Annotated in this window: 19 protein-coding genes; 14 read left to right on the top strand and 5 right to left on the bottom strand. The window is 51.3% G+C overall.

Annotated elements, in window-relative coordinates:
* Positions 1–58 precede the first annotated feature (58 nt).
* Positions 59–1,021: a sodium-dependent bicarbonate transport family permease gene (locus tag FCS97_RS08105; protein ID WP_138518224.1), complete on the bottom strand. Its 963-nt coding sequence runs from the start codon at positions 1,019–1,021 to the stop codon at positions 59–61.
* A 102-nt stretch (positions 1,022–1,123) separates the two neighbouring features.
* Here FCS97_RS08105 and FCS97_RS08100 point away from each other — a divergent pair, with 102 nt between their 5' ends.
* From FCS97_RS08100 to FCS97_RS08085, 4 genes are all read left to right on the top strand, one after another.
* On the top strand, positions 1,124–2,020 hold the full coding sequence (locus FCS97_RS08100; protein WP_138517947.1) for a LysR family transcriptional regulator: 897 nt from the start codon (positions 1,124–1,126) through the stop codon (positions 2,018–2,020).
* A gap of 129 nt (positions 2,021–2,149) precedes the next feature.
* A complete protein-coding gene (locus FCS97_RS08095) occupies positions 2,150–2,920 on the top strand; it encodes an SDR family NAD(P)-dependent oxidoreductase (RefSeq protein ID WP_138517946.1) in 771 nt (256 codons plus the stop codon).
* A gap of 27 nt (positions 2,921–2,947) precedes the next feature.
* Positions 2,948–4,135, top strand: coding sequence for an acyl-CoA dehydrogenase family protein (locus FCS97_RS08090; RefSeq protein ID WP_246066176.1), 1,188 nt, complete (start codon positions 2,948–2,950; stop codon positions 4,133–4,135).
* A gap of 641 nt (positions 4,136–4,776) precedes the next feature.
* Positions 4,777–5,409, top strand: a complete 633-nt coding sequence (locus FCS97_RS08085) for a hypothetical protein (RefSeq protein WP_138517945.1) — start codon at positions 4,777–4,779, stop codon at positions 5,407–5,409.
* On the opposite strand, the gene FCS97_RS08080 is transcribed toward FCS97_RS08085, so the two are convergent.
* Positions 5,346–7,019 (bottom strand): aminotransferase class III-fold pyridoxal phosphate-dependent enzyme, encoded by a 1,674-nt coding sequence (locus tag FCS97_RS08080; protein ID WP_138517944.1) that lies wholly within the window; start codon positions 7,017–7,019, stop codon positions 5,346–5,348. The two genes, FCS97_RS08085 and FCS97_RS08080, sit on opposite strands and share 64 nt — an antisense overlap.
* A gap of 62 nt (positions 7,020–7,081) precedes the next feature.
* On the opposite strand from FCS97_RS08080, the gene asd reads away from it, so the two are divergent.
* The 8 genes from asd (at position 7,082) to FCS97_RS08040 (ending at position 14,005) form a co-directional block, all read left to right on the top strand.
* A complete protein-coding gene (gene asd, locus FCS97_RS08075) occupies positions 7,082–7,954 on the top strand; it encodes an archaetidylserine decarboxylase (RefSeq protein ID WP_246066166.1) in 873 nt (290 codons plus the stop codon).
* 20 nt (positions 7,955–7,974) lie between these two features.
* Positions 7,975–8,718, top strand: coding sequence for a spermine/spermidine synthase domain-containing protein (locus FCS97_RS08070; RefSeq protein WP_138517942.1), 744 nt, complete (start codon positions 7,975–7,977; stop codon positions 8,716–8,718).
* Between the two features lie 51 nt (positions 8,719–8,769).
* Entirely contained in the window at positions 8,770–9,219 is a 450-nt protein-coding gene (locus tag FCS97_RS08065) for a hotdog fold thioesterase (RefSeq protein WP_138517941.1), read from the top strand.
* A gap of 3 nt (positions 9,220–9,222) precedes the next feature.
* Positions 9,223–9,603 carry a DUF2237 family protein gene (locus FCS97_RS08060; RefSeq protein ID WP_138517940.1) on the top strand — a complete coding sequence of 127 codons (381 nt, stop codon included), beginning with the start codon at positions 9,223–9,225 and terminating at the stop codon, positions 9,601–9,603.
* Between the two features lie 8 nt (positions 9,604–9,611).
* Entirely contained in the window at positions 9,612–10,484 is an 873-nt protein-coding gene (locus FCS97_RS08055) for a class I SAM-dependent methyltransferase (RefSeq protein ID WP_138517939.1), read from the top strand.
* Positions 10,485–10,523: 39 nt separating this feature from the next.
* Positions 10,524–11,849: a DUF1329 domain-containing protein gene (locus FCS97_RS08050; protein ID WP_138517938.1), complete on the top strand. Its 1,326-nt coding sequence runs from the start codon at positions 10,524–10,526 to the stop codon at positions 11,847–11,849.
* Between the two features lie 110 nt (positions 11,850–11,959).
* On the top strand, positions 11,960–13,375 hold the full coding sequence (locus FCS97_RS08045; RefSeq protein ID WP_138517937.1) for an ABC1 kinase family protein: 1,416 nt from the start codon (positions 11,960–11,962) through the stop codon (positions 13,373–13,375).
* A gap of 216 nt (positions 13,376–13,591) precedes the next feature.
* Positions 13,592–14,005 (top strand): hypothetical protein, encoded by a 414-nt coding sequence (locus tag FCS97_RS08040; RefSeq protein WP_138517936.1) that lies wholly within the window; start codon positions 13,592–13,594, stop codon positions 14,003–14,005.
* A 42-nt stretch (positions 14,006–14,047) separates the two neighbouring features.
* Here FCS97_RS08040 and FCS97_RS08035 read toward each other — a convergent pair whose 3' ends face one another.
* Together FCS97_RS08035 and FCS97_RS08030 are read right to left on the bottom strand one after the other, a co-directional pair.
* Positions 14,048–15,112, bottom strand: coding sequence for an MBL fold metallo-hydrolase (locus tag FCS97_RS08035; RefSeq protein WP_138517935.1), 1,065 nt, complete (start codon positions 15,110–15,112; stop codon positions 14,048–14,050).
* Between the two features lie 17 nt (positions 15,113–15,129).
* Positions 15,130–15,399 (bottom strand): hypothetical protein, encoded by a 270-nt coding sequence (locus FCS97_RS08030; protein WP_138517934.1) that lies wholly within the window; start codon positions 15,397–15,399, stop codon positions 15,130–15,132.
* 180 nt (positions 15,400–15,579) lie between these two features.
* Between FCS97_RS08030 and FCS97_RS08025 the strand changes: the two genes are divergently transcribed.
* Positions 15,580–16,284, top strand: a complete 705-nt coding sequence (locus FCS97_RS08025) for a dienelactone hydrolase family protein (protein ID WP_138517933.1) — start codon at positions 15,580–15,582, stop codon at positions 16,282–16,284.
* 22 nt (positions 16,285–16,306) lie between these two features.
* The gene (locus tag FCS97_RS08020) at positions 16,307–18,211 is read left to right on the top strand and encodes an ATP-binding protein (protein WP_138517932.1); all 1,905 of its coding nucleotides are present in this window, start codon (positions 16,307–16,309) and stop codon (positions 18,209–18,211) included.
* A 16-nt stretch (positions 18,212–18,227) separates the two neighbouring features.
* Here the strand turns inward: FCS97_RS08020 and FCS97_RS08015 are convergent, their stop codons facing one another.
* Positions 18,228–18,527, bottom strand: coding sequence for a hypothetical protein (locus tag FCS97_RS08015; protein ID WP_008250842.1), 300 nt, complete (start codon positions 18,525–18,527; stop codon positions 18,228–18,230).
* Between the last annotated feature and the right edge of the window lie 24 nt (positions 18,528–18,551).

The following is an 18,551-nucleotide window of genomic DNA, read 5'->3' as shown; positions in this document are numbered from 1 at the left end:
AACGTTGCTGAGCAGATCAAATTCACAGGTTCTGTTTCACCCGAGGTGATTAACCCGATCAAATGCCCGCCAACTGCACATACACGGGTATGCCCACCAGAATATTCAGCGGGAAGGTGATACCCAGCGAAAGCCCCACATACAGGCTGGGGTTGGCTTCAGGTATGGCATAACGCACCACAGCAGGCACTGCAATGTAGGAAGCACTGGCAGCCAGCACCATGAGTAAGGCTGTGTCGCCCACACTGGCACCCGTGGCTTTGGCCAATAACCAGGCCAAGGTGGCGTGTGCGATGGGTGCGATCACCGCGTAGGCAATCATCCACTTCGACACTGTTTTTAGTTTCGGAAGGTGTTTGGCTGTGGTTAAACCCATGTCGAGCAGGAAGAAAGCTAGCATGCCTTTGAACAAGTCGCCGGTGAAGGGTTGCATGGCTTCTTTGCCAGCGCTGCCGCTCATGAAACCGATCAGCATGGCACCCAACAGCAGCAATTGTGCGCCTTCTGTGAATGATTCCTGTAACAAGTGGCCGAATCCTTTTCCGGGAACGGGTGCAGAATTCGCTCCTCGCGTTTGTTTGCGCGCCGCGTTGGCAAATAGTACAGCCAGAATAATGGCGGGTGACTCCATCAGTGCCATGGCAGCAGCCATGTGCCCACCGTAGGCGATATCAGACTTCTCAAGAAACTGCACGGCTGTAATGAAGGTCACTGCGCTTACGGAACCATAAGTGGCTGCAATCGCTGCGGCATCAAACGCAGAGATACACCGTTTCAGAATGGGGTAGCTGATCAGTGGTACCAGCACAGCCAGCATCACGGCAGTACCCAAGCCGCCCAGCACCTGCGTGTTGAATCCCGATTCATGCAGGGCGAAACCGCCTTTGAGACCCAAGGCCATGAGCAGGTAAAGGGAAAGAAATCGACTGACCTGTGCCGGTATTTCAAGGTTTGATTTGACCAGGCCGCTGAATATACCCAGTAGAAAGAAAAGAATGGCGGGGTCGGTGAAGTTGTTCATGATGCTTGAGGTATTTGAAAGTGCGCCCATGCTATTCAGAACAAACAATCATGTAAAATCAGAAATTCGATAATTTCCATCATCAAAAGGTTATGTAGCAATATGAACCTTACTTTTCGGCAGTTGCACCTTTTCTCAGCTCTGGCACGCCTGAAAAGCATCACGGCCGTGGCTCGACACTTTCATGTCACGCAGCCCACGGTGTCTATGCAAATGAAGGAGCTGTCTGAATCGGTGGGTTTACCGCTTTACGAGGTGATCGGCAAAGCAGTGTATTTAACCCCGGCAGGCCTGGAACTCGAGACCACAGCGCGCGCCATGCTGGGTGAACTTGAAGCGTTTCAGCAGCGAATTGACGACATCAAGGGTTTTAGACGTGGCAAGTTGACTGTCGCTGTGGTGAGCACGGCGGAATATTTTGTGCCTCGTTTGTTGGGTGATTTCTGCACGAAGTATCCAGAGGTTGAAATTTCTCTGGAGGTGTTAAACCGCAACGGGGTGATTCAGCGGCTTGAACACAATCTGGACGACCTCTACATCATGTCCAAGCCACCGGCCAATCTGGATGTCGAAGCCAAGGCGTTCATGACCAATTCACTGCAGGTGGTTGCTCAAGCCAACCATCCCTTGGCACAGCGCAAACGCATCAAACCAACCGAGCTTTTGCGTTATCCGTTCATTTTGCGGGAAAGGGGGTCGGGTACCCGCCTGGCCTGCGATTCGCACTTTGAAAGCCTCGGCTTTGAGCCCACAGTGCGGCTTGAGTTGGGTAGTAATGAGGCAATTAAGCAGGCAGTGCAGGGGGGTATGGGGCTTGCGGTGTTGTCTGAACATGCATTGAATGCCGGTTCTGCCACTGGCGGGCTTCAAATACTGAATGTGCAAAGCTTTCCGATTCACGCCAACTGGTACACGGTTCGCCCAAATGGCAAGCGACCTTCGCCAGTGGCGGCCGATTTCTGGCGGTATCTGAATGTGGACCTGAAAAAAGGCCACTGAATTTTCGCTACAAGATTAAAAACGAACGTTCGTTCGAATTCAACCTCCACCAAGCCGGTCTTTTCTGCGTTAACCTTCTGGTTAATCATCCATCTATTTCATAAAAACATCAGTTTTGGAGACTTTTCAATGAATTTGAATAATTTGGTGGCCGTGGTCACTGGTGGTGCGTCTGGTTTGGGTTTGGCCACTGTAGAGCAGTTTGTTGCTGCTGGTGCCAAGGTTGCAGTGTTCGACATGAATGAAGAAGCCGGCAAGGCTGCTGAAGCTGCGCACCCCGGCAAGGTGATTTTCCAGAAGGTGAACGTGGCTGATGCCGCTTCTGCGCGCGCCGGTATTGATGCGACCATGGCTGCCTTTGGCGCCATTCACATTGCAGTGAACTGTGCCGGTGTGGGCACGGCTGGCAAAACACTGGACCGCGACAGCAAAGCCCTTCCACTGGAAGCTTTTGCAAAAACCATCAACATCAACTTGATCGGCACATTCAACATTTCCAGCCTGGCTGCAGAAGCCATGGCCAAGAATGCGCCTGATGAAGATGGCCAGCGCGGCGTGATTATCAACACCGCTTCTGTTGCAGCATTTGATGGCCAGACAGGCCAGGCCGCCTATTCAGCCAGCAAGGGCGGGGTGGTTGGCATGACACTGCCCATGGCCCGCGATTTGGGTCGTTACGGTATTCGCGTCATGACCATTGCTCCGGGCATTTTCGATACACCGATGATGCAGGGCGTTTCTGAAGAATACCGCCAGCCGCTCATTGCCATGGTTCAGAACCCCAAGCGTTTTGGCGCGCCTGCAGAGTATGGCCACTTGTGCGTCAGCATTGTAGAAAACAATTACCTGAACGGCGAAACCATCCGCATTGACGGCAGCATTCGCATGCAGGCGAAGTGATAGTAGTATTTAAGGAAGGGAATCATCATGGGCTCAATGGACCAATTAATCGGGCAATCAGTGGATCAATCCAAAGTTGCTGAAAATGAGGACATCACTTTGTTTCGGGACATGCTGTTGCGCTGTCTTGAAAAGGAAGTGATTCCGCATTACGACCAGTGGGAGAAAGACGGCTGGATGCCGAAAGAAACCTGGCTGATGCTGGGTGCTGCCGGCATGCTGGGGCCTGACATGCCCGAGGAGTTTGGTGCTGCGGGTGCGCCTTTTGAAGTCGCCCTGATGATTCTTGAAGAAACCTGCCGTTTGAACCTGCATTCACTGAGCACCGCACTGAACGTGCATGCCAATATTGTGATGCCTTACATCAATAACCTGGGCACGGCTGAACAAAAGGCACAGTGGTTGCCACGCATGGTCACGGGTGAGGTGGTGGGTTCAATTGGCATGACCGAACCTGGCGCTGGCAGCGACCTGGCTGGCATGCGCACCAACGCGGTTCGCGATGGTGATGAGTGGGTTATCAATGGCTCAAAGACATTCATTACCAATGGCCTGCATTGTGGCTTGATCGTGTTGGCTGCCAAAACCGACACCACCAAAGGTGCCAAGGGCATCAGTCTGTTTTTGGTGGACAGCAGCTTGCCCGGTTTCAAGAAAGGCAAGGGCATCAAGAAAATGGGCCAGCATTCTAACGACACGGCTGAACTGTTTTTTGACAACCTGCGCGTACCCGCAAACGCTTTGCTTGGCGAAGAAAACAAAGGTTTCATCTACCTGATGCAAGAACTGCCGCGCGAGCGCCTTGGCTTGGGTTCACAAGCCGTGGGTGCCTGTGAAGGTGCCATGGCGATTACAGTAGACTACGTCACTCAGCGCAAGGCTTTCGGCAGCACAGTTGCCCAGTTTCAAAATACCCGTTTCAAAATGGCAGAGCTTCGCGCACAGCTGGAGTTGACCAAAGCCTATTTGAAGCAGTGTGAAGCGCGATTCAAGATTGGCGCGATGACCACCGAAGAAGCCTCTATCTTGAAATTGATGTCGACTGAGTTGCAGGTGAAATTGACCCACGAGTGTTTGCAATTGTTTGGCGGCTACGGTTACACCGAAGAATATCCAATTTCCCGATTCTTCACCGATGCGCGGGTACAGACTATTTATGCAGGTACCTCCGAGATCATGAAGGAAGTGATTGCGAGAGGTGAGTTGGGGCGGTAAATCGGCGGCATTGCCGATTTCGCGTTACCGGTTTGTTTCGCCACCTCGTCGGGGTTGCCCGATTCCTCACTGAAAACCGCTTAATCCCTTTTTGAATTTATTCTTGCTCACCGAGCTCGGCAAAAAACATGGCCGAGTCTCGGTGTTGGCTACTCGCCAAACGCAGCGAATGAATCCAAACCGGGGCGGTTTTCTTGAAGTTTGGAACAGGCAAACCCACTACCGAGTTGGCGAAACAAACTGGCCGCCGCGGGTCACCTGTCACTACCAGCAGAATCAACGAACGTTGGGTGTTCTTGGTTCAACGATGTCCGGTTAATCAGTCACCGTCTTATCGCGGAATCGGCAGCGATGTCCCAATCGTTTCGCCTTCAAGAAAACCTGCCCGTTTGAATTCACACGCCACGGTCAGCCGTAGGCTGGCACCAAGGCTTGGCCATCTTTTTTGCCAAGCTTGGTGAGTCAGTGTGAACTTCAAAAAGGGAATTACAGGTTTTCAGGCGAACGCATTGGGATGCGCGCTGATTAAGCGATGAAGTACGCGCTGATTAAGCGATTGCGATGATTGGACACAAAACCGCAACATCACACTGGCATAAAGGGAAGTTAGTACTTTTTCAACACTTCCTTGTATCGCCTAAATGAAAAAAATCTTCGAGACTTTGCACGAACAGCGTTGGGACGACCACCGCTATTACCATCACAGCCGCATCAATCAAAGCCTGCACCTGCTCAGCGCGCTTTCTTTCCTGTTTGGTTATGTACTGCTGTTCATCGACCCCGTGTCTGCTGCCTTGGTAGCCTGGCTGGTGGCCATGACCAGCCGTCAAATTGGCCACTTCTTTTTCGAGCCCAAAACCTATGACTACGTGAACGATGCCACGCACGATCACAAAGAAGACATCAAGGTCGGTTACAACCTGCGTCGCAAAGTGATTTTGTTGAGCATTTGGGGTGCCTTGCCAGTGTTGATCTGGTTCAGCCCATCTACCTTTGGCCTGTCGCCGACTGGTGCCGACATGAGCAGTTTTGTGCGCAGTGTGGGTGAATCGTGGTTGTGGTTGGGGCTGGGCGGTTTGGTGTTCAGAACCATTCACCTGTTCTTCATTCGCGACATCGAAACAGGTTTGGTTTGGGCCCTGAAAATTATCACCGACCCATTCCACGACGTGAAGATTTACTACAAATCACCTTTTTACTTGTTGAAAGGTCAGTTGATTGACCCCATGGACGATGTCAAGGCACGCCAGGTTTCCCTCAGCACTCGCCGTTGAATTTTCTTGTTGCTGTTGCAGGCCTCGCCGGTGTCCCACCAGCCGTCGGCCTGCATGCAGCGGGCCGCTTGAATAAAGCGGTCACAAAACACGTCAAAATCTGCATCCGTGTAGTTGTGGCTGAAAATCATCCGCCCCGAACCCACCCAGCTCAGCATGACTCCCGCTTGTAACAGATAAAACTGAAACATCCAGTTAAAGCGCGATGGTTTGTTGTACAGAATGGTGAAAATCGAGGTCATGTTTTGCACTTCCACTGGCAACTCCAGTTCAGCCAGCCGTTTGTTCAAGGCGGCGCGCCGTGTATTCCATGCGGTGTCCACGTTTTGATACATGCGCTCAATTTCAACACTGTCAATGTGCTTTAGAAACAGATTCATGGTTTGCATGACATACGGGTGCGAATTGAATGTGCCCCGAGCAAAGCAAATATCTGCTGGTTTGTTGTTGCGGTAACGCTTCATCAACTCGCCTTTGCCGCACAACACGCCCACAGGCAAACCGCCGCCCAGTGTTTTGCCATAGGTCACCATGTCGGCACGCACCCCAAAATAATCTTGTGCGCCACCTTTGGCCAAACGGAATCCCAGAAACACCTCGTCCAGTATCAGCACAATGCCGTTTTCCGTACACACCTGCCTAAGCTGCTTCAACCATTGTGTGTAGCCTTCTTTGTCATAGCCTGCTTTGCGGCCACTGCTGATCAGCGCCGAATCACCGGGCGCATTGGTGTTGGGGTGCAAGGCCTGAAGCGGGTTGACCAACACGCAGGCAATGTCTTTTCTTGTGGCCAGCACTTGAAGTGTGCGTTGGCTCATTTCCTGCAGCGTCAATGTTCTGTTTGCGCTCACGGGGTTACCAATGCCAGGTTGCACATCACCCCACCAGCCGTGGTAAGCGCCCGCAAAACGTACAATACGCTGGCGTCCTGTGTGGTACTGAGCAAGGCGTACAGCCTGCATCACGGCTTCAGTGCCGCTCATGTGGTACGAAATTTCATCTTGACCAGCCAAGGCCAGAATTCGCCGTGTGTTGTCCAATACGACTGGGTGATAGGGCCCCAACACGGGTCCCAGTGAATCCATGTCCAGTGCGGCTTGGCGAATAAAGCTTTTGTAGGTGTCATAGCCCAGCAGGTTGGTGCCGTAGGCGCCAGTGACATCGATGTACTCATTGCCGTCAATGTCCCACACGTGTACTCCCTCTGATTTGCTCAGAAAAAGTGCAGGCAACAATTTCTCGTTGACCGTATTTCTGAATTGAAAGGGTACCCGGTACTTGTGGGTGAACTGCGCATCGGAAATACTGCTGATCGCCTGTTCGAGCAAATTTTTACCCTGTGGGGAGCGGGCAAGTAGTTGGTTTGAAAGTGCCTCAAAGCCTTTGCGGCGTCTCTCAACAATCAAATCACTGACCCCGTCGCAATTGAAAAATGAATCACCCTCAAGGCTGTAGTGCGGTATCAGTTTCGATACACGCTTGGCCATGCGCACATGTCCGCTCAAGCCAGGGTGTTTCGCACGCGACAATTGAAGTCGACGATGGGCTTTGAATACAAGGTAAGCACTGGCGCTGGCGCCAATAAGCAAAGTCAGGCTGTCAAGGTTCATACACATTTCTGTCAAATACAACAGGTATGGTTGTACGCCATCTCGGTGACAGGCTGATTAAATTGCAAAAAAACACACAGGCACATTCTTCGCTTCAATCGTCCCGCATTCAATTGCAGGAAAGTGCCAACTTCATGCTGACCAATCGAATTCCGCGATTGTTCAGTTCCTGGCTGATGGGCAAGGTCAGCAAAATCAAACACCCATGGTTTGCCCAATCCGCTTTGTGGGTGTGGCGCCAGTTTGCCGATTTAAACCTGCAAGAGGCACAAAAGCAGCAATTCAATTCCATTCACGATTGCTTTACCCGTGCGCTGAAGCCTGGCGCGCGGCCAGTGGCGACGCATGCAGCAGCCACCAGCCCATGCGATGGAATTTTAGGTGCGCATGGCCTTGTGGAAGACGGCAGCCTGCTACAAGTAAAAGGCTTTCCATACGCCATTGAAGAACTGTTGGTGGACCCTGTGTTGGCCATGAAATTTCATGGTCACCAATACCTCACGATTCGGATTACAGCCAGCATGTATCACCGCATGCATTCGCCAATTGACGGTGTGGTGGAGCAGGTAGATTACATTCATGGCGATACCTGGAATGTAAACCCGGTGGCACTGAAGCGCGTCGAAAAACTGTTCTGTAAAAACGAACGCGCAGTATTAAGTGGCAAAACCGCACAGGGTGAGCCTTTTGCAATTGTTCCAGTGGCGGCAATTTTGGTGGCTGGCATTCGATTGCATTGCACTGGCCGGGTATTCAATCAGAATGACCGAGGCCCACAACGTGTGCGTACGCATGTCCCCATTCACAAAGGTGAAGAACTGGGGTGGTTTGAGCATGGCTCAACCATTGTGTTGTTGTTGCCTGCACACTGGAGGTTGGCCGAGGGCTTAGGCGAAGGAAGCCGATTGTTCATGGGGCAAGCCCTGTTTGAATAATTCGGTTATTCTTGCGCCCTATGGACATATTGATCAGCGAAGAAAAGGGCGTTCGCCAACTTCATTTTGGCAGCGATTGGGTGCAAGGAGCCATGCGCATTGCAAGGCCCTATGCGCTCGAGCTTGAATACACCCGCGAAATGATGGCACCGCTGTTGTTAAACCCCGATGCAAACTGGCCTCGCAACGCTTTGTTTGTGGGTTTGGGCGTGGGTGCCTTGCCCAAGTTTTTGCACAAGCACAGGCCCAATTGCAAAATTACCGTGGTGGAAATATCGCATGCAGTGGTGGCCGCTGCGCAAATGCACTTCAAACTGCCGCCGTTTTCCTCAAGCTTTCAGGTTGAAATCAATTGCGGTGCCGACTACATGGCCAGTGCCGTAGCCAACAATAAACGCCCATTCGATTTGATCATGGTGGACGGCTTTGATGGCAAGGCCAAAGTAGGGCCTTTGAACTCAACTGCGTTTTACCTGAATTGCAAAGCCTTGCTGAGTGAGCAGGGTTACTTGGTGGCCAATTTATTGAGCAATCAAAAGGATTCGGAACAAAGCAAACAGCGATTGCTGGATGCATTCGATGGAAATGCTGTGGCCTTGGCACCCTGCACCAGCGGCAATGTGATCGCATTGGCCCTTGTGGGCGCTGGGTTTTCAGTAAACGAGGCTGATTTGTATGCCAATTGCCAGCACTTAAAAGACGAAACTGGACTAAATTTGTCCAATACAGTGGCCAAACTTATCGGGACCTGTCCAAAAGTTTAAATTGCATGCCTAAAATAGGACACAAATTAAACTTATAGAGACACTGCAGCCATGCAAAAAGATCAACAATCCATTTGGTTTTCCAACCCCAATCTGGAAAACATGAATGCCATGTGTAAAAACACAGCCTGTGAGGCCTTGGGCATAGAAATTACTGAAGTAGGCCACGATTACATTCGTGGCACCATGCCCGCAGACACACGCACTTTTCAACCATTTGGCCTGGTTCATGGTGGTGCGAATGTGGTGTTGGCCGAAACACTGGGCAGTATTGGCGCCAATTTGCTGGTCGACAACAGCAAATTTTATTGTGTTGGGCAAGAGGTCAACGCGAACCATTTGCGTGGCGTTAGAAGCGGCAAAGTAACCGGTACCGCCAAATTGTGGCATGCCGGAAAAAGCTCGCAAGTCTGGAGTATCGAGCTGCATGACGACGCTGGAAAACTCAGCTGCATTTCCCGACTCACCATGGCCGTTGTGCCTGTTCCCGGTTCAAAATAATTCATGTCGAAAGTTACTGTGAAACAAGATAAAAATGTTCTTGGTGGGCCATTGCTCGCCTGTTCCTATGCGCCCCTCACTGGTTTTATGCGCGATGGTTGTTGCAGCACAGGTCCCAACGATCTGGGTCGCCATGTGGTGTGTGCCAAAGTCACTCAAGAGTTTCTGGAGTTCCAGCTGCGCATGGGCAACGACCTGATCAGCCCAATGCCTCAGTACCGCTTTGCCGGCTTAAAACCTGGAGATCGCTGGTGCGTGTGCGCCAGCCGCTGGCTTGAGGCTTATGAGGCTGGTGTTGCTCCACCAGTTTATCTGGAGGGTACCAACCAGACCGCGCTGGAAATTGTCCCTCTGGAAACTTTGCTTGAATATTCGATCGTGTAAAGGATCTCATGGTTAAAAAACTTGCCTCGCAGTGGTTGTCCGCTGCTCGCATTAGCCCCACGGCCTTGTACACGGGGCAGGTTTGGCAAACTTCGGGGCGATCCATTCCCGAACTAAAATCAATGCCTGCCAGTGCGCTGCACATGGCGCTGGCACCCTCCATGTTTGTGTCCAGAAGTTTCGGTGGTCCAACACTCGAAGATTTTTTGTTGGCGCGTCACGACCTGATCGACCACCACCTGACTGAATTGATTGAGTCAGGCAAGGCCACTCAAATTATTGAAATCGCAGCAGGCTTGTCGCCTCGTGGAAGCCGTTTTGTTGAGCGCTATGGCGACAAAATTACTTACATCGAGGCCGACCTGCCCGGCATGGTGGCCCAAAAGAAAAAGTTGCTGGCCACGCGCTTGAGGGCCTGCCCGAATCACCACATCAAAGTTGTCGATGCTTTTGCAGAGCAGGGGGCACATAGTCTGGATGGTTTGGTCATGCAACTGGACACCCGGAAAGGCTTGGTGGTGGTGACCGAAGGGCTGTTGAATTATTTTGACAAAGAGGCAGTGTTGAACCTGTGGGCGAGAATTTCTTCCACATTGGCCCAGTTCCAGCATGGCGCCTATCTCTCCGATATTCACTTGCAGGCCCAAAATTCCGATCCCCTGGCGCAGGCCTTTGTGGCCGGGCTTGGCATTTTTGTTCGCGGCAAAGTGCACCTGCATTTCGAAACAGCCGGGCATTTGCAATTGGCAATGGAAGACCTTGGTATGGCTTGCCAGGTGCTTAAACCCAGCGACTTTGCAGACCAAATACCGGCATGCTCAGGCAAAGGCGCCGACTTTTGCCGCATCTTGTTTGCACGCCCTGCCAGTGCGGTAAAGTAGACTCACAACAAGAAAGCAGAACCAGAAGCAGGAGACAAAATGCGATTTGAATTATTGCGAGGCATGTTGGTCTCGGCAGTGTGCTTTGCGCTAAGCGGCACGATTGCCTTGGCGCAAACAGGTGCAGTAAACGCTTTGGGCGCTGAAATAGCAGGCAATGCGGCTGGCACCATTCCCGAGTGGACCGGTGGGCTGACAAAAGTTCCAGCCGGATTTGATCCCAAAAAAGGTTATGTCGATCCATTTGCAGGCGAAAAACCGTTGTTTGTGGTGAACCAAAGCAATTTAGCCCAGCATGAAAAGTTTTTGCCTGCTGGCCAAATCGCCCTGATCAAACGCTACCCGAACTACAGCATTCCTGTTTACAAAACACATCGTACCGCCGCTTTTTCTCAAGAGATGATGAGCAGCATCAGTACGGAAGCTGGCAAAGTCAAGCTGGCACATGGCGGCCTTGCGGTTGAGGGGGTGCAATCCACCAGCGTGCCTTTTCCGCAGCCCAAAAACGGTCTTGAAGCGGTCTGGAATACTTTGCTGCGTCGTCCCGCACAAACATTGCGGTCGCACACGGCCGGCTTTGTGGCTGGCAATGGCAGCAGGCCAATAACTTTCGCCAGCAGCCAAACAATTGCCTGGGCACCTGCAATCGGCAAAGCTGGCAGTACTTTGTTGTTTGCTCTTATCGGCGAATCCACCAAACCCTCGGCCCAATCGGGTGAGGCACTATTGGTTCTGGATACACTGAACTTCAAAGACGACACCCGCAACGCATGGATTGTAAATTCTGGCCAACGGCGGGTTTTGCGTGCACCTGAACTGGTGCATGCTGCGCCGGCTGGCAACACCGACGCCCTGCGCACCGTGGACGATATTTATGGATTCAACGGTTCGCCTGAACGTTTTGACTGGAAGTTGCTGGGCAAACGTGAAATGTACATTCCCTACAACAACTACAAGCTCAGTGACAAAAGCCTGAAATACGACAACATGCTCAATGATGCATTCGTGAAGCCCGAGTTGACCCGGTTTGAGTTGCATCGTGTTTGGGTGATCGAAGGCACATTGAAGCAGGGCGCAGAGCACATCTACTCCAAACGCACCATGTATGTGGATGAAGACAGTTGGTATGTGGCCTTGATGGACCAGTACGACACCAAAGGCGAGCTGTGGCGCGTCAAAATGCTGTACCTGATGCAAGCCTACGATGCACCCGGCTTGTACACCTCCGGTGAAGTTCAGCACGACCTGAATGCACGAAAATCGGTATTCAGTGCATTCCAGAATGAAGAACCTGCTACAGAATTCAATGTGCCTGTGAAACCGGGCGATTTTACGCCTGCTGCACTGCGTAAATTGATGCGTTAACTCAAGCGGAAATTGCACTCGGAATTTAGAGTGCTTTTTCATCAGTACAGGGCGACCAGCCACTACAATGTCGCCCAACTCACTTTGTATTCGCAAGGATTTTTCGCAGCATGGCCGAGCAGGACAAACCCGACAACGAAGACGTAAATGCCGACAGCAGCACCATGGACCGAATTAAAACCGGTGCCTTTGAGCGCAACGTTGCATTGACTCGCATGGGGGTAGGAGCGGGCGCAAAAATTGCAGGACACACCGTGCGCAATTTGTTTCGTCGTGGTGAGTCCAAAGACGAAGCGAATCGAAACTTTTATCGCGCCCAGGCCAAAGAGTTGGCAGACGAGCTGGGGCGGTTGAAAGGCAGTGTCATGAAGGCGGGGCAAATGCTCTCCTTGTACGGACAATATTTTTTGCCCGAAGAAGCTGTGGAGGTATTGGCCACACTTCAAGACAATACACCGGCGGTTAGCTGGTCATTTGTTGAACCACAATTGATCGACGCTTTGGGTGAAAAAACCATTGCGAAGCTGGACATTCAACGAAAACCCATTGCTGCTGCATCCCTCGGGCAAGCCCACCTAGCCACCATCAAAGCCACTGGTGAACAGGTCGTGGTGAAGATTCAGTATCCGGGCGTGGCCAACGCAATTGACACCGACATACGAACCTTGTCGCGCTTGATTTCCGCGACTCGCCTGGCGCCCAAGGCACTCGACTTGTCTGACGTGTTCAATGAACTGCGCGACATGCTGGTTCGTGAATGTGACTATGTGCAGGAACGGGAATTTACAGAAACCTTTTACGACAGGCTAGCGGACAAACCACGGTTTATCGTGCCCAAGGTGTACCCCGAGTTTTGCGCCCAACGCGTGCTCACCACGCGTTATGAGCCCGGGTATTCGGTTTCGTCAAAAGAAGTTCAAGCCTTGTCGCAAAGCCGAAGAAATGCCTTGGCGAAAAGCTTTGCCGAATTGTTTGTTACTGAGTTTTTTGAGTGGAATCTGGTTCAGACTGATCCACATTTCGGAAATTACAGGGTTCGTATTGATCCCGAGGGTGAGAATGATCAAATTGTCACGCTCGACTTTGGCGCCACCCGACCCTTTGAAACAAGCTTTGTAGAAAGCTATGGGCGGATTGTTCGTGGGTCTCTTCAGGCCAACAGGCAAGAAGTTGCGCGAGGCGTTCTGGACATCGGATTGATGGACGCCAATACTCCTCAGTCCTTTTTGGAAGGGTTTGGCGATTTAACCGAGCTGATTGTCGAGCCGTTTCGCAAACCATTCGACCCCATGGTGCCCGAACGGCTATACACCCCCGGCGGCGCCTACCGGTTTGGCGACACCGATTTGCCGGCCAGGGTCGGTCAAACGGCGGCATTGAAAATGATGTCCAAGCATTTCAAGATACCGCCTCAGGAAATCATATTCCTGCACCGCCGCATTGGTGGGGTGTTGGTCACCCTGAAAACCCTGCGGGCCGAATTGCGCCTGCACGAGCTACTCAAGCCGTACTTGGGTTTGAGCTAAGCCAGGTTCCCCTTTGTCCGCAATTGTCAATTAAAACCCTGTTTTGAATTCAAAACAGCAGGAACCTTCACGCCGCCAAGCGCTCTAAATGTGCGTTAATGGTTATTGCACTGCATATTAATTATCTTTATTGAGCATATAGAGTAATTTGCATTGCCCTGCCCAATGGCTTGTGGTCAAATGATCAAAGTTGTCCTAGACAAAAAGGCGAACAAAATGTCAGCAGCGCAAGACTCAATCGGTGTGGTGGTATTGGAACCCAACAAACAGTTGTTGGACAAAATTTGTGTGTTCGCTCAGAAAGTTTGGGGCCAACACGAAGTTTTGCCCCGCCAAACCGGCAAAGAGTTGACCCTGGCGGCAGAGAATCTCAATGTGGGGGTGGTGGTTGTACGTGCCAGCTTCCAGCGTTCAAGCGCTTTGATTCAAAACACTTTGTTGAACATGTATGCCGCAGGCACACAGATTTTGATCATTCAGGACACGCCATTCAGAGTGTCTGAAACCACGTGGGCCTCCTTTGCAGGGCTACACTTTCTTTCAGACAAAGCCACAGACGAACAGCTGAATGATTTGCTGACCATGAGCCTAGTTCGGCACTGCATGCCGCAGTTCAATAAATTGATTTGACCTAGACAGACAATCTAAGTCATTTACTTTTTTCATTGGCCTTTAACGTAAATCAATTGTGTCCCCGTGGCCCAGCAGCTTGAAGTTCTCGGGGGCAATGCCATTCTTTTCGAGGGCAAGCTTCAAATCGCCGATGGGCTGGTCCAGCGGTTCATCAGTTAGCTCGAACGTACCCCAATGAATGCCCATCGATTTGGCTGAACGTACATCCTTGTGAATTTGCACGGCTTCATCAGGATTAATGTGCTGGGCCTTCATGAACCAGCGCGGCTCGTAGGCACCTACTGCAATCGCACTGAAATCAAAGGGTCCCAGGCGTTTGCCAATTTCTTCGAAATCTTTGCTGTAGCCGGTATCTCCTGAGAAATAGAAGCTCAAATCCGGGTTTTTGAGTGTCCAGCCACCCCACAGCGACTTGTTTCTATCGGTCAGCGTGCGTGCAGACCAATGGTAGGCCGGTACAAAAGTAATCTGGTTCTGTCCAATGGTGTGCGTTTCCCACCAGTCCATTTCCTTCACCTTTTCTACACCCCAGCTTTTCAAGAGCGATTCAAGCCCCAGGGGCACCAAAAAGAGCGTGTCAGGTTGCTGTTTGGCCAGTTTGACCACGGTGTTGTGGTCCAGGTGGTCGTAATGGCTGTGGCTGATTACCACCACATCAATTTTGGGAAGGTTTTCAACACGGCTTGGTGACTGAACTTTCCGGGAAGGGCCCGCCCATTGCACGGGGAATGCGCGAATTGAAAAGTGTGGATCAGTCAGCATGGTGAAACCGTTCGCCCGAACCATAACGGTGGCATGCCCCAGCCAGGTGGCTGTGGTGTCCGAGTACTCGGAAAGCTGGCTTTTGTCGAAGGCCTTTTGTGGAAAATCTGCGTAGCTGGCGATGAATTCACCGGGGGGTGGGGGTAGGTCTTTGCCGAATCTTTCGCGGTACCAGCGAAGCAGGTCGGACATCGGTTTTGAAACAATGGTGCCATCGGAGTTCACAAAGCCATCGGGCCTGTGGTGGGGCTTGCTGGAATCGAAGTAGGGATTCGATGCCGCACAACCCTGAATTAAAACACCTGCAATAACACTAAACACACCAGCTACAACATACTTCATGGTTCAACACGGATGAATTAAAGTTCCTTCCACTGCGTTGCAAGGTAAACGGCAACTGGCAAGCCGAAGTAGAGCAAACAAAGTACTCTGAAATGGTCCCTTGATTCTACCGCAGTGCTGCCATTTGTGTTTAATTCTAGGCCGCCCAATTGACCGTGGTTGCCGGCAAAAGCCAGTTCAAGGGTACTGCTGGTTTCAAACAACGGTGCAATGAAAGCGGGTTCCAGAACAAATGCACAACCCAATACCCACAGAACAAAAAACACGGTGAATCGCTTGATGCTCATCTTGATTACTCCTCTGACTATTTTTATGTCGCCCTGAAAACAACTGTACAATAAACACTGTAACTGTGTACAGTATTTTTTAATTTCTGTTGCTTTTTGTAGTCTTGTACATTGCATTCGAGCAAAATCTGGCTGTTACAATCCAGAGTCACTTGTTTCATCCAAATAGAGAGGAGCTATATGCAGTCCCAACGAATCTCGATCAATGCCAAAGATGGCGGCCAGTTTGACGCTTACCTGTCCCTTCCCCCCACGGGCAAAGGCCCTGGCATTTTGCTGATACAGGAAATTTTTGGTGTGAACCAACATATTCGTGAGGTAGCGGACCAGTACGCCAGTGATGGCTTTGTGGTGCTCGCCCCCGATGTATTCTGGCGCCAGGAACCCGGCGTTGACATTGGCTATGACGAGGCTGGTTTCAAGAAAGGATTCGGGCTTATGCAGGGCATGGACTTCCCCAAGGCTGTTGAGGATTTGTGTGCTGCGGCCGAAGTTTTGAAGACGCGTTCTGAAGTGGTTGGCAAAGTAGCCAGCCTCGGGTATTGCATGGGTGGCATGTTGTCCTACCTGGTGGGCACCACGCCAGGGGCAGTGGACGCCAGTGTTTGTTACTACGGTGGTGGTATTCACACAGCGCTTGATCGTGCGCCGCAAGCCAAAATTCCGATGTTGATGCATTTCGCTGAAAAAGACGGTTTTATTCCCATGGACGCAGTGTCACAGATCAAAGCCGCATTCGAGTCTAATCGCGGCGTTGAAATTCACACTTATCCGAACGTGGACCATGGCTTTAACTGTTGGGGACGCCCGATGTATCAGCAAAAAGCAGCAGCATTGGCCAGGGGGCGTTCGCTTGAGTTTTTGTCCCGAACCATCTCGGTCTAAGCCATTTTTATAGGCGGCTTTTTTGAAACCACCCTCGGCCAGCGTTGCATCTTTCAGCAAGATAGTCCGGAAAGTCATCGACGACTCATGGCGCAATCACCCTTTGCTCTGTTTGCTTTTTGCCGTCGGTGTGGTTGGTTCAATTGTGTTTTGGACGCAGTTGGGCGACCTGGCCTGGTTTGGGCAGCTTTTGCTGCTGCTCGTCACTGTGGTGGTTTCCTGCGTGGCGGGCAGTGTGCTGACCCGTGCATGGATGAGTTTTCAGCTCAAGGAAAGTTTGTTGAACCTGGGAAGCCAGGAAGTCGCGCCCGACTATCTGGCGGGCAACGACTTTTTTGAAACACTGGTCAATACGGTACATCGCTTGAATCAGCAGCAACGCATGCTGCTGGCCGGTTTTGAGGAAGAAAAACGCCGCTTGCTCAGTGTCGAGAATTGCCTGAATGGTTTTGTTGTCGAGTTCAGCGTGACTGAGCAGGGCCGTGTCCGGGTGGAAAATGTCGACAATTCAATTGAACGGTTTTTTTCGCTCACCCGGGCTGAATTCATTGCCGACTGGACTACGGTGCTCAAACACATCGACCCCAAATATCACGCTGCATTTCGCACCGTGTTGTCGCGTCCAGAGGCATTTCCCAATCGAGAGTCGCTGGTTTTTGCCAGCACGAGGCGCAGCGGGGCAGAACCCCAATATTTCCAGCTAACCCTTCAACGCGAGGCGAAAGTTCCCGGGGTCAGCATGTATGCCGTTTGCCTGGATGTCAGCGATTTGGTGTTGGCCAAAGAGCTGGCCGAAAGCGCCGATCGAGCCAAGTCCGAATTTCTGGCCACCATCAGCCATGAGTTGCGCACCCCACTGAATGCGATTATCGGTTTTTCCAAGTTGCTTGAAGAGCAACTGGACGACCCAGAGTTGCGTGGCGATGTCCGCAACATTTCCAGTTCAGCCACCAGCCTGCATTTGATTTTGAGTGATGTGCTGGAATATTCACGCATTCAGGCCAATGGCTTGAAGCTTGACCCGTCGCCATTTGATTTGAATGCCATGGTGCGCCAAGTGTATTCACTGAACCGCAATTTGGCCCTTAAAAAGAATCTTGAATTTTCCTTGGTGAATGACTCCGAAGGTCCCTGTTTTGTACATTGTGATGCAAACAGGCTTAGGCAGGTTGTTCAAAACCTGGTGTCCAACGCATTGAAGTTCACTGACACTGGTTATGTAAAAATGCGATTAATGACTTCGCCGCCCACACAGGGGCGAATCGAGGTGTTCATCGAAGTGGCTGACAGCGGCATTGGTATCAGTCAGCCAGCGCTGCAAAAGCTGTTTCAGCGTTTCAGTCAGGCCAGTCGGGAAATTAACCGCCAATACGGTGGCACCGGTCTGGGTTTGGCCATCTGCAAGGGGTTGGTCGAGCTGATGGGTGGGCGTATTGATGTCAGTTCCGAGCCAGGCGTGGGGTCAGTGTTCACGGTAAGTTTGAATTTGCCGCTGGCCTCAGGCTTGAGTCAGACCAAGTCGAGTCAAACCGCAGAATCGCCTTCAAAGGCTTTGAGTATTTTGGTGGTCGATGACCACCCCATGAACATCAAGTTACTGGATCGATACCTCGGGAAGAGGGGGCATCAGGTGATGCAAGCCACTGGTGGTTTGCCCGCTGTTGAACTGTGCGAGAAACAGTGTTTTGACCTGGTACTGATGGACATTGACATGCCCGATCTGGATGGTCATGAAGCCACGAAAGTAATTCGTGCTTCTGAGAAGGCAGCGTCCAAGCACAGTTTTATTTGTGCCCTGTCGGGTTTGTCTGATGACAAAAGTATTGCGATGTCGACGCAGGCCGGCATGAATTTACACATGACCAAGCCAGTTTCTTTTGAGAAATTGGACAGGTTGATTGAAGAAATTGCCCAGAAAACTGCCTGAAAATTGCACGGTCTTTTTACACAATGCCCAGTTGTTTTTCGAGATAGGACTTTGCTTTTTCCAGCCAAATGGTGAGTGCGGCCAGCAAGTCGCTTTGACTGAATGAACAGCTTTCCCCGCCAAACATGGCGGTGCTTTCAAGGCGCTCCAGGATGCTTTCAAGTGCGCCCTCGAATACCGCAGGTAAATCGCGCAGAAGGTCCTTTTCCTGTCTGAATGCAAAAATCAGTGCGGAGGTGTTTTCAAATTCATTATTTTCAAGCGAATCTGATAGCTTTTTAATCCGCAACAGCGGATCTGCTGGTATGTTACTCATGAGTATTATTTAACCAAATTATTA

It is taken from the genome of Limnobacter alexandrii (genome assembly GCF_005871185.1).
Taxonomy (GTDB): domain Bacteria; phylum Pseudomonadota; class Gammaproteobacteria; order Burkholderiales; family Burkholderiaceae_B; genus Limnobacter; species Limnobacter alexandrii.
This window is presented reverse-complemented; position numbering and strand designations above follow the sequence as displayed.